Here is a 15,842-nt window from a genome sequence, read left to right as displayed (position 1 = left end):
CTGATCGCGGAGTACGCCGCTGTGGCCGGGATGCGGGGCGTGGGGCTGTTTTCGTGGTGGACATCCGGGAGACGGTGCTGCGCCAGTTCACCGGGCGGGGCTCGATGCGGGAGATGGCGGTCACGAAGTCACCGTGCAAGGCAGCCTGCCCGGCGAGGCCTATCAGCGGGTGGATCTGCTCGCAGAGCGGGACAGGACGGGTGCGCGCCGGAGCGGGCGGTGGTGGGTGGCCGTCACCGACGGTGTGGAGCGGCTGGGAGTGCTGCGGGCCGAGGCCTGATCACCGCCGACCACACGACACGTTCACGATGCCGGGGATCGTCACCCCCTTCGACCAGCCGACCGCCCGCCACCTCGCGAGTTTCCGCTTCCCGGCCCGGCCGTCGTACGCAGTGCCGCCTCGGCTGCGCGAGTGCGCCATTCCTCCAGTGTGTTCTGCTGTTGCCGGGCCCGTTCCAGCAACGTGTCGAGCTGTGCAGGATCAAGGCGCTGCTCAATGGTGCTGAGCCGGCGCAGGGTCTGCCATCCGGCCGCCTTGCCCTCCACCGCGAGCCGCAGCGCCTCCAGCTCCAGCACGGTGCTGAGCGGTGAGCGCCGCATCAGGCGCCCGTTGCCCTTCAACCGCCCCAGTCTCTCGGCCGCCCAGCCCGCACAGACCTTGTAGCGGCGGACGGGAACGCCCAGGTCCCGCATGATGCCCAGCAGCGCCGACCGGTCCTGTGCAATCTCGGCGGCGACAGGACCCGCCGCCCGGCCGAGGGCGGAGCCGCGGGTGGTCCGCGCCAGGTAGCTGGCTCGCAGCGAGCCCGCGGTGGCGCCGGCCAGATGGTCGTTGAGATAGATGCCGAGCAACTTCATGTCCGCGCCACGAGCCGGCGGAAGGCGTCGAGACGTGTCCGAGGGTGAGGGAGCATTCATCCTGGGGCCTCCTGTGTACGCGTGCCAGTCGGGGAGCGTTGGTGAACGCAGCCAAGCCCGGGTACCCGGGGCGGCACCATGAAGCACGCGCTGGGGCAGGGCCTCCTCGCGGGTGCGGCCGGGGTCACGGTGATGACGTTCGGCGAGAAGGCAGAGCAGCGCGTGTCCGGTCGGCCCGGCTCCCAGGTGCCTGCACGCACCCAGCGCGGGCGACCCGTCGCCGTTCGGTGCGCAGCGGCTCCGAGCCCGCGACCGCTTGCAATCACCGCAGCCCTCGGTTCCTGGCCCGTTCTGCTCGTCGCCGGGGCCGCCACCCAGGGGGATCTTTCCGCTGCCCGCGCTCAGATGGGATGAGATCCGGCGCTGAAGCTGCTGGAGCGGCGCTGGGCGCGGGCCATGGGTGTGCGGTTCGCCGTGGGCGCCGTTTCCGGGTGGAACGCCTTCGCCGCCCCGCAGCTTGGCCGCCCACGTGTCGTCCTGCGTGCGCTTCACCGCCCGCTCCTCCTCGGTGGCAGGGGCTGGGGAGAACGGGGCCGGGATGTGCCCGTCAGGCAGCCCTGGACCGGGTGCCGCTTCGACGGAGGACGGGAGGAAGAGAGCGGTCTGCGTGGTGAAGTGTGGGCTTCTGACAACTCCGACGGCAGGGAGCGTTTCTTCCGATGACCGCACAACCCGCACGCCCTGAGCACAGCGGTCCCGAGACCGCCTCGGTCATGGATGTCTCGCCGTTCAAGCCTTCTCTCGTCAAAGCGGTGTTCAGGGACGTGACCCGGATGCATGTCTCTCGGTCGGCCGCGTGGGCCGCCGCGTCGGTGACGCGGACAGTGCTGACGGAGATCATCGGCGGCGCGAGGAGAGCGGCGGCGGAGCAGGCCCGGAAGAAGCTGATTCCCGGGGACCTTCTCTCGGCGATCGACCGGAACGTCGAGCTCGAGGTGGGGGACAAGTGGTACGACCACAGCCCGACGTTTCACGGCCTGACCGGTGTCCTGTACGACGCCGAGGGTGTCGTCGTGCCTTCTCGTAAGCGCAGCAGGTCGCGCAAACCGAGTGCTGTGGTCGGCGCCCACAGGTTCGAGGCCGGGGTCAAGAAGCTGCTGTGGAGCCAGGGGGTGACGGCCGTCCCGGCGATGGTCCGCGACCTGGACGGAATCGCGAGCGTGTTCCTGACGGACCTCGCCCGGGACGCGGCCATGGTCGTCCGCGAGGGCGGGGTCAAACGTTTCGGAACGGCCACCCTGGTGATGCCGGGCGAACCGGCCCCACCCCCGTTCCTCAAGGATTCCCTCCGGGCCCTGTCCGCCCGTAGGGGGGACGGGCGGACCATCGGCAGGGATGACATCCTGGCCGCCACCACGATTCAGTTGTTCGGCGGCAACCTCAGGCAGCGAGCCCTCACCGAGGCACGCGAGGCGACACGGGACACTTCGGCCAGCTGAGCGGTGCGGCCGACATCGCCGCCTGCACCCTGATCCGATACCCGGGGACTCGCCACATGAGATGGCCTCTCGGAGTCCGCGAACAGCGGCTCGATCCGTGACCACCCGGTGATACGAGTGGGGCGACCTCGGTGCAGGATGGGCGCGTGCTTCCTCCACGACTGATGTGGCGTGATCCTCGGCCCATCCCCCGGTTCAATCGGCAGGAGCCGGTGACCCAGATCGTCCGTGATCCCAGCTTCTACGAGCCGAGCGATGAGGACGGCTGCTCAAGGTACGGGTACTTCTGCCAGACTCATGACCGCCACTACCGGCACGAGTCCTGCGGGGAAGGACCGCATCTCATCGCCCTGTACTGCCAAGAGCACGGGCTGGAGAGCATGTGGCCGCAGCCGCTCATGCTGATGTTCCCAGAAGGGTTCGACCCGCCGCTGAGCGACGCGCAGCTGGCCTGGGCGCGGACGGACGACGACGCTGTCCAGGCATGATCCGAGAAAGACGGCCTGGACCCATTGGCAGCTCATGGCGGGCAGGCCTTCTCCGGAGGCGTTCCAGCCGCAGACGAGGACGTCCAGTCGGTCACAGTCCGACCGGGTCGAGGTACGTGGCCGGGTGGGTGGCACCGTCCTGCTTGAGGATCTGGCCGCCGAACGGCCACTTCAGGGTGACGTGCTGCGTCTCGTTCGGCGGGGTGACCAGGAACTTCGCCGGAACGAACTTCTCCTTCTGCGGCGTGGACCTGGCCACCGGGAGCAGGGCTCCTGCTCGCCCGGAGCGGCCGGTGCGCGCGTGTTCCGGCGGGGCCGACGATGCGGGAGCTCACGGCCACCCGGCGCCACCGACTCCGGATGCGGCACGCGCGGATCGCCGCTCCAGCCCCGACGGCCCGGACCGATACGGCGCGACAGCTACGCCTTCGTCCGCTCGTGCGGTGCAGCTGCCGTCTGTGACATCGCGGCCGGGGCGGTGAACAGCGCATGGACGGCGGCCCGCACCTGGTCGGCGACCACCTCGGGGGTGGACGTGTCGAGCTTGCCGTCCAGGTGCAGGAACGCCAGGCCGTGGACGAGGGCCCACACCGTGGTGGACAGCGCCTCCGCATCGGCACCGGGGAAGGCACCGCGGACGACACTGCGGACGTATTCCGCGATCGCAGTGGTCGCGGCAACCCGTTCCTCACTGTTCGGATCACAGGGCTCCGCGAACATCACCCGGAACAGCGCCGGGCGCTCCAGCGCGAAACGGACGTAAGCCACGGCGACCGCCGCAAGCTCATCGCGAGTCGTGGGTGAGGGTTGCGCCGCGGCCAGATGTTCGGCGAGTTCGCGGTAGCCCTGCGCGGCGACCGCGGAGACCAGAGCGTCGCGGTCCGCGTAGTGGCGGTAGGGCGCCGTCGCCGACACGCCGGCCCGCCGTGCCACCGCCCGCAGGGACAGTCCGGCACTGCCGTCCTCCTCCAGCAGTTCCCGCGCGGCGCGCAGACAGGCGGCGCGCAGATCGCCGTGGTGGTACGTGCCGCCCGTTTGCGGCATAGGTCACACTCCCTCATGTTTACGTTGCTTACACGGCTGCTCTAATGTGAACGCTGCATACATCGTAAGCGACTGATACTGAGAGGAGAACTCGGATGACCAGCGAGCTGTTCTCGCCCTTGTCCCTGCGCTCCGGGCACGTGCTGAACAACCGGATCGCCAAGGCGGCCATGGAGGAGAACATGGCCGGCGACGGCCAGCTCCCGGACAAGGAGCTGTTCGGGCTGTACCGGCGCTGGGCCGCCGGTGGCACCGGACTGCTGATCACCGGCAACGTCATGGTCCACGCCGAGGCACTGACCGGCCCCGCCGGCGTGGTGCTCGACGAGGCCGCGCCGCTTGAGCCGTTCATCGAGTGGGCCAGGGCCGGCAAGTCCGGCGGCGGGGCGATCTGGATGCAGATCAACCACCCAGGCCGCCAGATCGGATCCGACATGCCCGGAGTCGTGTGGGGCCCGTCCGCGGTCGCCGTCGACCTGGGCAAGCACAGCAGCCGCTTCGGCCGCCCCGTCGCCATGACCCCCGAGCAGATCCAGGCCACCGTGACCCGGTACGCCGTCACAGCCCAGCGCGCCGAACAGGCGGGCTTCGACGGCGTGGAGGTCCACGCCGCACACGGCTACCTGCTGTCGCAGTTCCTGTCCCCCCTGGTCAACAAGCGCACCGACCAATGGGGAGGATCACTGGAGAACCGGGCCCGGATGCTGCTGGACGTCGTCCGCGCCGTGCGCGCCGCCGTCTCCCCGACCTTCGCGGTCGCCGTGAAACTCAACTCCGCCGACTTCCAACGCGGCGGCTTCGATGCCGACGACGCCCGCCAGGTGATCGCGATGCTCGCACCGCTCGGCGTCGACCTGGTGGAACTCTCCGGCGGCAGCTACGAGAGCCCGGCGATGTCGGGCCGCCCCGCCGACGCGCGCACCCAGGCCCGCGAGGCCTACTTCCTCGACCTGGCGAAAGACCTGGTCGAGACCAGCCCGGTGCCGCTGATGCTCACCGGCGGCATCACCCGGCGCCACACCGCGGAGAGGGTCCTCGACAGCGGTGTGGCCATCATCGGGATGGGCACGGCCCTCGCCGTCACCCCTGACCTGCCCGACCGCTGGCGGCGGAGCCGCGAGGCCGACGAGCAGCTGCGGCCGGTGACCTGGTCCGACAAGGCCCTCGCCTCGGCCGCCGGAATGGCGCAGGTCCGCCACCAGATGCGCCGCATCGCCCGCGGGAGCCGACCCACGCCCCACACCCACCCGGCCTTCGCCCTCATCTCCGAGCGGCGAAAGCAACGACGAGCCCTGCGCCGCTACCGCGCCTGGCTGTCCGCATCACGGGACGCCGCGTAGGCGTGCCACGGGAAGGACCCCAGGTGCTCGTCGCTCAGCGCGACCACCTGGGGCTGCCTGCGCGAGCGCCGCAGCACTCGGCCGAGCATGGCTGAGCTGCTCCTGGCGCGCTGCGCCACTCAGAGGCAGGGGACGTTGGCGTAGCCCGGGTAGAAGTAGCGCCCGGCCGGACCAGCACTGTGGACGCAACGGTCGGTTTTGAGGCTCTGGGGCTTCGAGCTCTCGGCGGCGGCGGTCGCCGCCGGAGCGACCAAGACGATCACCCCAAGGGTCATTGCCGCCACCACCGATTTCTTGCCCGGGATACGCCTCCGGAATGTCTTCATTGCCGCCCTCCTTCGGGCCGAGACGGGAGCGCCGCACGCTTCACAGGGCGACAAGCCGACGCTCACATTCCGCTTATCGTCATATGCCGCAGACATGACGTCAACACCCCAAATCCGGGCATTCGTCCTGAAGGCTCGCCATCTCGTGCGGAGTTGGAAGATCGCGCATGCGGATCCGTGCTCACCTGGCGCGACACTGCCCTGTGCGCACGCAAGCGACTCGCCGTCGTTTCCCATGGCTCCGCTTCGGTCGGCGACCGGCGGGGGGGAAGGGCGCAGCACCGCAGGCCGTGAAGTTGGTCTTGGCACCGGCATCGAGTTCGTCATGTCCGCCGTGGTCTTCATGACTGCCGCGCCGCGGAGACCGACCTTCGGTACGAGGCCGGGGCATGCACGGTCAGCGTTGCACTGCGAGACCGGGACGATGACGCCGCATCGCGTCCAGGACCGCCTCAGGCGGTACCGGCAAGGTGTTCGTGGCCATGTTGGCCGGACCGAAGCCGAGACGTGCATTCATGGAAGCGGTGCTGCGGACGAGCTTGGGTGCTCGAGCCAGATAGGCGTCCGGGTCGTGCAGTACCAGCTCGATGAACCGCTGCGAGGTGTTACGTACCCGCTGCTCGCGGATCCGCACGGCGGCTATCTCGTCCCAGCCGAACCGGCCCAGCCCCACGTGGTCCACTCCCGCGTCGTCCAGCACCAGCTCCGGTCGGCCGCGGAGCAGGCGCTGGATAATGATCACCGAGCAGAACCCGAAGAAGGGCACGGCCAGCGCCCCCGCCACTGTCATCTTCACGGTGCTGTGGACGACCAGGAAAACGATGCCCAGAGCGACGAAGACCAGGGAGCCGGCCAGCATGGCCCACACGCGTCCCTTGGCGAATGGGTAGACCGTCGGGGGCAGTGCATCGCCGTTTCTGATCACGAGCTCAGACGATAGGACCAGAGCCTTCGTCAGCGGAAGCCTTTCGCCGACAGTGAGGGCGGCGTGTGCGACGACTCGGGCCAAGCTTGTTGGGGGCACCTGGTGATGCCCCCCCCCCGGAAACCTCACCACGCCGGCGACGTTCGGCTCGGCGTGGGCCATACTTTGCGTCGGCCACCACCTCGCGGATCACGTGAACCCGCAGACCGACCACCGAGCCGGGAGCAGGGCGGCGCCATCGGCGGATACAGGCGTGTTCGTGCGGTCAGGGAGTCCCGGAGACAGCTGCTGACCGGTTCGACCCGCCGTCCCGCGCCATCCACCACCAGCCACGGCGATGACACCGACGTACCAGCAGCGACCGCCCCGACCCTCGACAGCCGTCCACGGCCATCCGTCAGATCTCGATGTACGCGGGCGGACTCGTGCGACGACGTCACACCCGGATGTTCCTGACGTCCGCCGACCGAGTCGAGCCGTGGCCTGAGTTACTGATCGTCTCAGGACATGGCGTCATCTGAGGGCGCCCGGCCCATGCCGCGCGCTCCCCGCGTCGGCTGTGAAAATCGGTGTCCGATTGCCGGAACGCGGTGATAGAGAGTCAGAGTGACAACGACTCTTGAGTTCCCGATTCTGCTGCGACTGATCGACGAACGGTCGACCGCCTTTCGCGCCGCGGTCGCCTCCGCGCCCCACCTCGATCTGCCGGTACCGACCTGCCCCGAGTGGACGCTGTTCGATCTGGCGCAGCACATCGGCGAGGGGCGCCGCGCCTGGGCCGCCACCGTCGCCGCAGGGCCGGCTCCGGCCAAGTCCGTACCGGAGGGCGCCCCGGCTGCGCCTCGGGAGCGCGAGGCCGTGCCGGCCTGGTTGGCCGCGTCGACGCAGGAGTTGCTGGACGCACTGCGGGAGGCCGGCCCGGATCGCGGTTGCTGGACGTGGTGGGGTGCGTCCCAGTCGCCGCAGACCTGCGGCGCCGTCGCCCGGCACCAGCTCCAGCAGATCGCGGTGCACACCTACGACGCCCAGGTCACTGTGGGTGCCCCGGAGCCGCTGCCGGATGAGGTGGCACTCGACGGTGTCGAGGAGTTCCTGTTCACCTGCGTCGCAACGACGAGCGCCTGGCCGCACAAGCCCACTGCCTTCGACTTCCACGCCACCGAGGGCCACTCCTGGCGCCTCACGGTCGACGGCGACGGCGCACGCTCCACCCGTATTTCCGTGCCCGGCACGACGCCTGCCGCCGCTGCCGACGAGGGCCCGAACGCGGCTGGCGTCTCCGTTCGCGGCACGGCCAGTGAGCTGGTCCTCTTCGTGTACGACCGTATCCCGGCGGAGTCCCTGCAGATCGACGGAGACGCAGATCTCCTCGATCTGCTGCGCGCGTGGGAGCCGGAGGAGTAGGACGTGACGGTGCGCCACCTCCTCCGCCCCGAGGGCATGCCTCTGGCCGACGGCTACAGCCGCGCAGGGCTAGGTTCTGTCTCTTTGGTCAGCGTCGGGACCAGACGAGGATGCCCGCGAGGTGGAGTGCGGCCTGGTAGGCGATGGCGAGTTTGTCGGTTCGTGTGGCCAGGCCGCGCCACTGTTTGAGGCGGTTGATGCACCGCTCGACGCTGTTGCGCTGTTTGTATGCCTCGCTGTCGAAGCCGGGCGGACGGCCACCGAGTCGGCCTTGCTGCAGGCGGTGGCCGACTTGGTCGGACGGCTGCGGGATGACCGCACGGATGCCCCGGCGCCGCAGGTGGCTGCGGATGGCGCGTGAGGAATACGCGCGGTCGGCCAGAACGGCCAGGGCCGGGTCCGGGGCCTGCCCGGGCCCCTGCGGGGCACGCGGATCCGCGACATCACCGTCTCGAAGGCGGGTGCATCACCTGCCTGGCCTGCGGTGACGGTGAAGGCGAGGGGCCGTGCACGGCCGTCAGCGGCCAGGTGGACCTTGGTGTTCAGGCCGCCGCGGGAGCGTCCGAGCGCGTGATCGGCGGGCTCGCCGCGGTAGAGCGCCCCCTTTTGAGCGCTCCGGCAGCGTGCTGGTGGGCCCGGACGACCGTGGAGTCCACCGACACCGTCCAGTCGATGTCGTCGCCGGCGTCCGCCGCCGCCAGGACGGCGGCGAGGATCATCTCCCAGGTACCGTCGACGGCCCACCTGATCAGCCGCTTGTGAGCGGTCTGGAACGAGCCGAGCTCGTCGGGCAGGTCCCGCCAGGGCGAGTTGGTGCGGTACTTCCACGCGATGGCCTCAAGAGTGCGGCGTGCGCCTCGGCGGGACCCTGGTCCGCGTGGCGAGCAAGGGCCTTTCTGAGGGCGAGCCCTACGACGATTTCGCGAGGCTTCAGACTGATCGGATCAAGCAGACGGTTGAGGGGAAGGACGTCGGAGGCTGAGGGCGGCACGAATGAGGACTGTCAACGGCCAGTTCGTTCGGCTTTGATGCGCTTTCTGTGGCTCGGTGACGTGCCGTCGCAGGCGGGTGCAGGGGCGGTCGTTCGTATGGGTGCAGCACCGGCCGCTTCCCAGTCGTCGAGGTGCGACCGGCACGCTCCCGGGTCGCCGTCCTGGAGAAACCCTCCAGCCACTCCGCAGCGTGCCGCGGGCCTGAAGCGGCACTGCGCGACTTCGGGGCCGAGTGGTCCCTTCTGCCGGCTCCTTGATCGCGGCGGGGCGCTGTCCCCACTGGGTGGCGAGGGTGTCCATCCAGCGCATTGCCTGGCTCAGCGGTTGCACGTCGGCTTCGTAGCGCACCTCGCACCCGGCCCGGTGAGCCCGTACCGGCCCCGCCCGGTCGAGGACGGACAGGTGTTCGGCCACCGCCTGGGCCCCGGCCGAGCCGGACGACTTCCGCGTGACCGAGGAACCGGGCAGATGCTGGCGGTGGTCCTCAGCGCCGTACGCAAGGACCCGTGGGACGCATACGTGCGGCGCATCGGGGTGGCGCCGGACGGCACCGCGAGAGTCTGATCGTCCGGGAACGGAGAACCGGCACCCACGCGGCCCCTCCCCGACGCAACGACGCGAGCCACCCCCCGGGGGCTGGCCGGTCGGCGCCGGGAGCGTCTCAGGGGCGGGGCTCCAGCACCTCCAGCGCGCCGGTCTCGGTGTCGTAGCTGCGTAGGGTGATCAGCCGGACCGACAGCGGCGGTGCCGGCAGCAACTCGGGGACCCGCCGGCCGGCGAAGGCGCCAGGGCGCCGGGTACGGCCAAGGGTGATGTGCGGGCTCCAGCGCCCAGGTTCATGGAACGGGTTGAGGGTCTCGGGCGGGCTGTCCGAGGCCACCGCCTCCCACACCCGGCGGTGCAAGTCGGCCAGTGCGGAGTCGCACTCCAGCGCCCACGCCAGCACCGAGGTCGGCCGCTCGAAGCGGACGACGCCGGTGAACCGCACCGGCAGCGGCAGACCGGCGGCCACCTCAGCGAGTTCCCAGCGGATCGGGGCGGTCAACTCTGGGCAGGCCGCCAGGGTGAGATGCGGGCTGTTGCTCGGTGAGCGGTGGCGTGCCTGGCTGGGCAGCCCCGCGTCCGCGAGCCGCTGCCACGCCTCCCGAACCGCTGACTCCGCCGCCTCATTCAACAGAACCTCGACCGTACGCACCGCCGCAGCCTACCTGCGTGGGCCAGACCACCAGCAGGTCCGGCTCGGTGCACGGGAACCGGCGCAGCAGGGACGCGACGCCGAACCGGAACGGACCGCGCAGCTCTCCCCCATCGGCATGCGCTGGACACGGAAGGCGCACGGACTGCTGCTTTTTGGCGTACCGTCGCACCGGGTTCCATGGGCAACGGATTGATCAGGACCGCAGGTTGGGGTGGAATCGCCTCGGACGAAAAGTGATCGCCGGACACGGCCACTGGCTTCTCGGTGACACCGCACAGGGGGATTCGCATGACTGACAGCAGCCACGGATACATCAGGGACCGACGTGGGTGCCGTCACTGGGGTCCGCACGGTGCCGCTGGGCTGCTGCTGCGCAAGGGCTCCCGGATTCTGCTCCAACGCCGCTCCTGGCGGGTGCACCACGGCCGCAGTTGGAGCATTCCCGGTGGTGCTCTGAGAGCCGGGGAAAGCCCGTTGGACGGGGCACGTCGGGAGTTCGCCGAAGAACTCGGCGCCGTTCCGGCCCTACGGCACCTCCTGACGCACGTGGACGACCACGGCGGATGGGCCTACCACACCGTCGTCGCGGACCTCGTGGGACCTCTCTCCCCGCTGCGTGGAGACGGGGAAGGAACCGCCTACCGGTGGTGCGACGCCACAGAGATCGCCGGGCTGCGCCTGCACCCGGGTTTCGCGGCCACCTGGCCGCGGTTGCCGGCAGAGCTACGCAGAACCGGTGATACGCCAACACCATGAGGACAGTCACCCGTGCGGGAGGGATGCCGACGGGTCGCCGGTCCGAGAACACCGGTGATGGATGTCGGGTCCCACGACCGCAGAAAAGCCGTTCACCGCAGGTGCCCTGACGGCTGATGGCCCGGCTGTGCTACGACGTCGAACCTGGGGTCGCGGTGTCGCCGGACGGCGCGACAGCGTTCACCACGGTGGCCGACAGGCAGCCTGTCGGCCACCGTGGTGAACAGCCGTCCGTTTCACTGCTCGCGCTTGGCGTTCCAGACCAGGAGGGCCACGACGACCACCACGAGCAGGATGATGACCCAGACCCACACATCGCCACCGCCGCCGGATCCGTGGCTCCCGTAGTGGTGGTAGCTGCTGTGGTAGCCGCCGCGCCGACCGCCCAGGGCGAGTACGTCGGACGAGCTGGGCCACATGGCAGTGATAGGCATGCTCATGACCGGAACTTTAGGTGAGCATTGCACGCCGTGCGGGCGCCCGTTGCGCGCCCGTGACAGAACCTCCGCTCTCCGGGCACAAGCGGCCGCGCAGCCGACCCGTTTCGGGACAGTGTCTCCGGTCGCCCTCGAGCTGGATCTGCTCCGCCAGTGGCTCGTTCGTCGCCGCCTACTCGTCGACCGCATCCGCCGCCGGCGATGGCGTCGTGCGGTCCGCGACGCGGCGGCCACGCATGATGCCCCATCTCACCAGCGCCGCAGTCAAGACGGTGAGCGCGAGGCCGGCCCAGGTGATCGCCTCGTGGAACGCCGTCGTCTGGCCAGTGCTCCACCTCCTCGTGGCGATCTCGCCGGTGAAGAGCGCTGAGAGGATGGTCCCGCTGACAGCGATGCCGATTCCGGTCGCGACTTCGCCGGCGGTGTCCACCAACGCCGCGCCGACGGTGGTGCGGTTGGCCGGGAGGCCTCGCATCACGTTGGTCCCGGCGACGACCCCCACGATGCGCATGCCGATGGCGACCAGGACGAGCGCGACGGCGACCCCCACATACCCGAAGCGGCCCAGCAGTCCGTAGACGGCGAGCCCACACACGACAGCCCCGGCGCTGAGCCATGCGGCCTTGTCGAGACCGACGCGCGTGACCAGCGGACCGATGAGAGCGCCGCCGACGATGAGCACGACGACCTGCGGCAACATTCCCAGAGCTGCCTCGGCGGGCGTCCAGCCCCAGTCGAGCTGGAGCTGCAGGGTCACGAGGTAGCCGAGGCCGGCGGTCGCAAGTCCAGCGGCGGCCTTGAACGCCAGGCCACTCGACACGAGCGGGCGAGCGACGAGCTCGAGGTCGAGCAGTGGATGGCGGGCGGAGCGCTCGCGGACGACGAACAGCAGCGCCATCACCACGGCCGCTGCCGTGGTCAGCCACGGGAGAGTCGACGCGGTACCTGTGTCGACGAACAGCGTGGGTGCTGCCAGCGCGAGGACGATCGCGGCCGTGCCCAGCAGGGCACCCGCGCCGTCGATCGGGTCGCGGTGCAACTCGTCCGCCCTGTCAGCGGGGATACCGCGTCGAATGCCGATGAACGCGAGTACGGCGACCGGCACGTTCACCAGCAGCAGCACCTGCCACGGAGCGACCGTGAGCACGAAGCCACCTGCCGTCGGCCCGACCGCGAGTCCGACCAGGCCCACGGTCGAGATCAGCGTTGTCGCACGGACGCGGAGCCCGTCATCGTCGAACAGACGGAACGCCAAGGCGAGTGAACCCGGCGTCGTCATCGCGGCCGCGACGCCCATCGCCGCGCGGATCGCGATGAGTTGCTCCGCCGTGGTGACGAACGCGATACCCAGACTTGCCACGCCCAGGAGCACCAGCCCGACCAGCATGACCTTGCGGCGGCCGACCCGGTCAGCCAACGCCCCGAGGGCCAGCATCAGCCCTCCGAACACAACGGCATACACGCCCGTGACCCACTGCAGCACCGTCGTCGACGCCGACAGCTCGCGGCCGATGGTCGGCAATGCGAGGTTGAGGACCGAGTTGTCGAGCATCTCGAACAGGAACACCGCTGAAAGCCCTGCGAGGGCTACCCCTGCTTCGCGCAGGGAGCGCGGCATTGGAGAGGCTCCGGTGGCGGTGCCGACGCTCTCGGCAGCCCCATTACGACGGACATTCACTGCGCACTCCTTCGGTGTGAAGAAGTGGCGGCTCGTCCGAGACCGCGTATGCGCGTGTGGCCCCTACTCCATCAACCGGTGTTGATGCCCAGCAGTGAACACACGTTTCTACTTCCAGTGCTCTGAGGCTACATCATCGCGCCGGGAGACCGCGGCGCTCCGCTGATGCAGCCCTGCATGCCTCTCACGGCGCCCGGGAAGCGGGGCACACCGGGGAACGTCAGGTGACGGTGGGCCATGCCCGCAGCAGAGCGGCGATCTTCCCGGCGGTGCAGGCGGGGTCGAGGAGCAGGTCCTTGAGGGCGATGGCGTCCTTGCGGGCGGGCTTGACGGGAATTCCCGCCGCTTCGAGGTACATGACGCCGGTAGCGGCGGCAACGGCGAGATTGGAGCGCTCCAGCCAGCGGCACCGGCCCAGCGTGTGCACCAGGGCGGCGGCTTTTGCGTAGGGGCCGTCGTAGACGGGGTGCTCGAACAGTTCGGCCCGGTGGCGGGCGACTGCCGAGATGGGAACGCCGAAGTCGTCAGGGGCCGGATCGTTGGCCCCGGCGGCCTCGGTGACCTGCAGGATCCAGGGAACGTCGATGTGCAGTTCCATCAGGCCGCGCGCGATCCCTGAGACGTCTGCTGGGCTTCCTCTGCCTCGTCGAACACCGCCTGGTGTTCGGCCAGGAAGCGCGCGGCCGCGTCCAGCGCACGGACGCGCAGTCCGCTGGCGTCATCCTGCACCAGCCTCGCGAGGTAGTCACCGACGCTCAGCCCGAGGTCGGCGGCGCGCTTCTTCGCCAGCTCCGCGACGTCCTCGTCCACCCGCGCGCCCAGCTGTGTCTTCGCCATACCGGCATGGTAACAGTTGTTACCAAGCGGCCGTGAGGTCGTCGTCGTCCTGGCCGGCCGCCAGGGGCGACGCCGCCCCCGCCGCAGGCAGTCGCGGACGCCGCGTGAGGTTCGACCCGCCCGAGGCAGCGGACCCGCCGGCACCCGGAGGTCGGTCCTGGCTCAGCCGCCGCCCCCGTCGCGCTGCCACATTGGCAGAGCTCCCAGGGCTGTGAAACGCTCGATCAGTGGCACATCCGGCCTGCACTGCCAGACGATGGCGCACGAGGGAGCCGGCCTGTCTACCGGAGTCCCGATCCTGACTTCCGCTCGGGAACAAGGAACAACCATGAGGACCACCGAGCACATTCACGACAGCGACGGACACAGCGACCCGACCTTGTACCGCACCCCGGCGGACGCCGTCGCCGCACCCCCGGAGAAGCTCGCCTACGTCGTCGGATTCGACCCGACCGCACGGCACGCGGACGCGTTGTTCACCGTCGACACAGACCCCGAATCCCCGACGTACGGCCGCGTGGTGTCCCATGCCGAGACGCCCGACCCGGGCAATGAATTGCACCACTTCGGCTGGAATGCCTGTTCGAGCGCGCTGGCGCATGCCGGTCATCACCACCCTGCGCGGCGCTACCTCATCGTTCCGGGGCTGCGTTCGTCCCGGCTGCACGTCTTCGACACCGTCCCCGATCCCGTCCGCCCTCGCCTCGTCAAGGTGGTCGCGCCCGAGGAGCTGGCCGCCAAGGCCGGATATTCGCGTCCGCACACCCTGCACTGTGGTCCCGACGGAGTTTTCCTGTCCTGCCTGGGTGGCGCCGACGGCGCGGACGGGCCTGGCGGCGTGGCGCTCCTGGACCATGAGAGCTTTGAGGTGCTGCGCGGCTGGGAGAGCGACCGCGGGCCGCAGCGGCTCGCCTACGACGTCTGGTGGCATCTGCGCCAGAATCTCGCTGTGACCAGCGAGTGGGGCACGCCCGCGATGATCGAGGACGGCCTTGTCCCCGAACTGCTGCTGGGTCGTCGCTACGGCCACTGCCTGCACTTCTGGGAGCTCGACTCCGGTCGGCACCTCCAGCGCGTCGACCTCGGGGACGAGCACCAGATGGTGCTGGAACTGCGCCCTGCGCACGACCCCGAGGCAACGTGGGGGTTCACCGACACCGTGATCAACGTGGAGGACCTGTCGGCATCGGTGTGGCTGTGGAACCGGGAAGGCCAGGATTTCCTGGTCCACAAGGTGATCACCATCCCGGCCGAGCCCGCGCCACCGGAGGACCTGCCCCCGGCGCTGAAGCCGTTCGGCGCCGTGCCCCCCTTGATCACCGACATCGACCTGTCGGTGGACGACCAGTGGCTCTACGTTTCCGCATGGGGTACCGGCGACCTGATCCAGTACGACGTGAGCGACCCCTTCCGCCCGAGGCAGACCGCGGCCGTGCGTCTCGGCGGCATCGTCGGCCGGCAGCCGCACCCCGCCGCACCCGACATGCCGCTCACGGGCGGAGCGCAGATGGTCGAGCTCAGCCGCGACGGACGGCGCGTATACCTGACGAACTCCCTGTACGCCGCATGGGACGAACAGTTCTATCCCGCGGGCATTGATCCGTGGATGGTCAAACTCGATGCCGACACTTCGCGCGGAGGGCTCTCGGTCGACAGCCGCTTCTTCCCGTACGGCTCGGACTTCCTCGGCTTGCGTGTGCACCAGACGCGCCTGCAAGGCGGCGACGCCTCCTCTGATTCATACTGCTACCGCCACTGACGAAGCCGGTGCGCCCGGGCGCTCCAGACGTACGCCCGCCGCTCTCGCAGGAGCAGACAGGCTCTCCCCGTCTTACGCAGTGCGCGCCCAGACCGCAGAACACCCCGGATGGCAACTGCCAGGCGTGGCTCCACTGGTGATACGGCGGGCCGTCAGGCCGGTCATGGCCAGGTGAATCATGGCTTCGGAGTGAACCGGGCAAGTCTCGAAGTCGCCGACCGGGGTCACCGCCCACTGTCATCGGCTGACGTGGGCCGTCGGCCGTCCGGGCCAGTAAGTTCCTTCCATGAGCGGGCGGCTG

The 15,842-nt window shown here is 69.7% G+C and carries 16 protein-coding genes and 2 pseudogenes; 7 read left to right on the top strand and 11 right to left on the bottom strand.

Translation table 11 applies throughout. The annotated features are described in order from the left end of the window. The first annotated feature begins 133 nt into the window (after positions 1–133). Positions 134–280 carry a hypothetical protein gene (locus ACIHEJ_RS39405; RefSeq protein WP_400142667.1) on the top strand — a complete coding sequence of 49 codons (147 nt, stop codon included), beginning with the start codon at positions 134–136 and terminating at the stop codon, positions 278–280. Between the two features lie 41 nt (positions 281–321). On the opposite strand, the gene ACIHEJ_RS39400 is transcribed toward ACIHEJ_RS39405, so the two are convergent. Continuing rightward, positions 322–918, bottom strand: coding sequence for a hypothetical protein (locus ACIHEJ_RS39400; RefSeq protein WP_400142666.1), 597 nt, complete (start codon positions 916–918; stop codon positions 322–324). Positions 919–1,577: 659 nt separating this feature from the next. Between ACIHEJ_RS39400 and ACIHEJ_RS39395 the strand changes: the two genes are divergently transcribed. Both ACIHEJ_RS39395 and ACIHEJ_RS39390 read left to right on the top strand, forming a co-directional pair. Further along, positions 1,578–2,357 carry a hypothetical protein gene (locus ACIHEJ_RS39395; protein WP_400142665.1) on the top strand — a complete coding sequence of 260 codons (780 nt, stop codon included), beginning with the start codon at positions 1,578–1,580 and terminating at the stop codon, positions 2,355–2,357. Positions 2,358–2,569: 212 nt separating this feature from the next. After that, on the top strand, positions 2,570–2,845 hold the full coding sequence (locus ACIHEJ_RS39390; RefSeq protein ID WP_400142664.1) for a hypothetical protein: 276 nt from the start codon (positions 2,570–2,572) through the stop codon (positions 2,843–2,845). 91 nt (positions 2,846–2,936) lie between these two features. On the opposite strand, the pseudogene ACIHEJ_RS39385 reads toward ACIHEJ_RS39390, so the two are convergent. Both ACIHEJ_RS39385 and ACIHEJ_RS39380 read right to left on the bottom strand, forming a co-directional pair. After that, a pseudogene (locus tag ACIHEJ_RS39385) lies at positions 2,937–3,113 on the bottom strand (DUF4232 domain-containing protein); the annotation flags it as partial. Between the two features lie 152 nt (positions 3,114–3,265). Then, on the bottom strand, positions 3,266–3,889 hold the full coding sequence (locus tag ACIHEJ_RS39380) for a TetR/AcrR family transcriptional regulator (protein WP_400142663.1): 624 nt from the start codon (positions 3,887–3,889) through the stop codon (positions 3,266–3,268). A 95-nt stretch (positions 3,890–3,984) separates the two neighbouring features. Between ACIHEJ_RS39380 and ACIHEJ_RS39375 the strand changes: the two genes are divergently transcribed. Then, on the top strand, positions 3,985–5,229 hold the full coding sequence (locus ACIHEJ_RS39375) for an NADH:flavin oxidoreductase/NADH oxidase family protein (RefSeq protein WP_400142662.1): 1,245 nt from the start codon (positions 3,985–3,987) through the stop codon (positions 5,227–5,229). Between the two features lie 119 nt (positions 5,230–5,348). On the opposite strand, the gene ACIHEJ_RS39370 is transcribed toward ACIHEJ_RS39375, so the two are convergent. Both ACIHEJ_RS39370 and ACIHEJ_RS39365 read right to left on the bottom strand, forming a co-directional pair. Continuing rightward, entirely contained in the window at positions 5,349–5,555 is a 207-nt protein-coding gene (locus tag ACIHEJ_RS39370; RefSeq protein WP_400142661.1) for a hypothetical protein, read from the bottom strand. A gap of 397 nt (positions 5,556–5,952) precedes the next feature. Further along, positions 5,953–6,480, bottom strand: a complete 528-nt coding sequence (locus ACIHEJ_RS39365) for an STM3941 family protein (protein WP_400142660.1) — start codon at positions 6,478–6,480, stop codon at positions 5,953–5,955. A gap of 606 nt (positions 6,481–7,086) precedes the next feature. Here ACIHEJ_RS39365 and ACIHEJ_RS39360 point away from each other — a divergent pair. Next, the gene (locus tag ACIHEJ_RS39360) at positions 7,087–7,884 is read left to right on the top strand and encodes a maleylpyruvate isomerase N-terminal domain-containing protein (protein ID WP_400142659.1); all 798 of its coding nucleotides are present in this window, start codon (positions 7,087–7,089) and stop codon (positions 7,882–7,884) included. A gap of 88 nt (positions 7,885–7,972) precedes the next feature. Here the strand turns inward: ACIHEJ_RS39360 and ACIHEJ_RS39355 are convergent. Further along, positions 7,973–8,735: pseudogene (locus ACIHEJ_RS39355) on the bottom strand (IS5 family transposase); the annotation flags it as partial. Between the two features lie 802 nt (positions 8,736–9,537). Then, on the bottom strand, positions 9,538–10,071 hold the full coding sequence (locus tag ACIHEJ_RS39350) for a 2'-5' RNA ligase family protein (protein WP_400142658.1): 534 nt from the start codon (positions 10,069–10,071) through the stop codon (positions 9,538–9,540). Between the two features lie 291 nt (positions 10,072–10,362). Between ACIHEJ_RS39350 and ACIHEJ_RS39345 the strand changes: the two genes are divergently transcribed. Further along, positions 10,363–10,830: an NUDIX domain-containing protein gene (locus tag ACIHEJ_RS39345; protein ID WP_400142657.1), complete on the top strand. Its 468-nt coding sequence runs from the start codon at positions 10,363–10,365 to the stop codon at positions 10,828–10,830. Positions 10,831–11,066: 236 nt separating this feature from the next. On the opposite strand, the gene ACIHEJ_RS39340 is transcribed toward ACIHEJ_RS39345, so the two are convergent. The 4 genes from ACIHEJ_RS39340 to ACIHEJ_RS39325 all read right to left on the bottom strand — a co-directional run bounded on the left by ACIHEJ_RS39340 (position 11,067) and on the right by ACIHEJ_RS39325 (position 13,782). After that, on the bottom strand, positions 11,067–11,270 hold the full coding sequence (locus ACIHEJ_RS39340) for a hypothetical protein (protein ID WP_400142656.1): 204 nt from the start codon (positions 11,268–11,270) through the stop codon (positions 11,067–11,069). A 169-nt stretch (positions 11,271–11,439) separates the two neighbouring features. Next, positions 11,440–12,834, bottom strand: coding sequence for an MFS transporter (locus tag ACIHEJ_RS39335; protein WP_400142655.1), 1,395 nt, complete (start codon positions 12,832–12,834; stop codon positions 11,440–11,442). Between the two features lie 331 nt (positions 12,835–13,165). Next, positions 13,166–13,543 (bottom strand): fic family toxin-antitoxin system, toxin component, encoded by a 378-nt coding sequence (locus ACIHEJ_RS39330; protein ID WP_400142654.1) that lies wholly within the window; start codon positions 13,541–13,543, stop codon positions 13,166–13,168. Further along, positions 13,543–13,782, bottom strand: a complete 240-nt coding sequence (locus tag ACIHEJ_RS39325; protein WP_400142653.1) for a hypothetical protein — start codon at positions 13,780–13,782, stop codon at positions 13,543–13,545. Before ACIHEJ_RS39325 ends, ACIHEJ_RS39330 begins: the two co-directional genes overlap by 1 nt. Positions 13,783–13,993: 211 nt before the next feature. On the opposite strand from ACIHEJ_RS39325, the gene ACIHEJ_RS39320 reads away from it, so the two are divergent. Continuing rightward, positions 13,994–15,541, top strand: a complete 1,548-nt coding sequence (locus tag ACIHEJ_RS39320) for a selenium-binding protein SBP56-related protein (protein ID WP_400142652.1) — start codon at positions 13,994–13,996, stop codon at positions 15,539–15,541. Positions 15,542–15,842 lie beyond the last annotated feature (301 nt).

The organism is Streptomyces sp. NPDC052301 (genome assembly GCF_044593395.1).
In the GTDB taxonomy this organism is placed as follows: Bacteria; Actinomycetota; Actinomycetes; order Streptomycetales; family Streptomycetaceae; genus Streptomyces.
The sequence above is the reverse complement of the archived record's forward strand: the minus strand, read 5'-3'. Positions and strand labels throughout refer to the sequence as shown.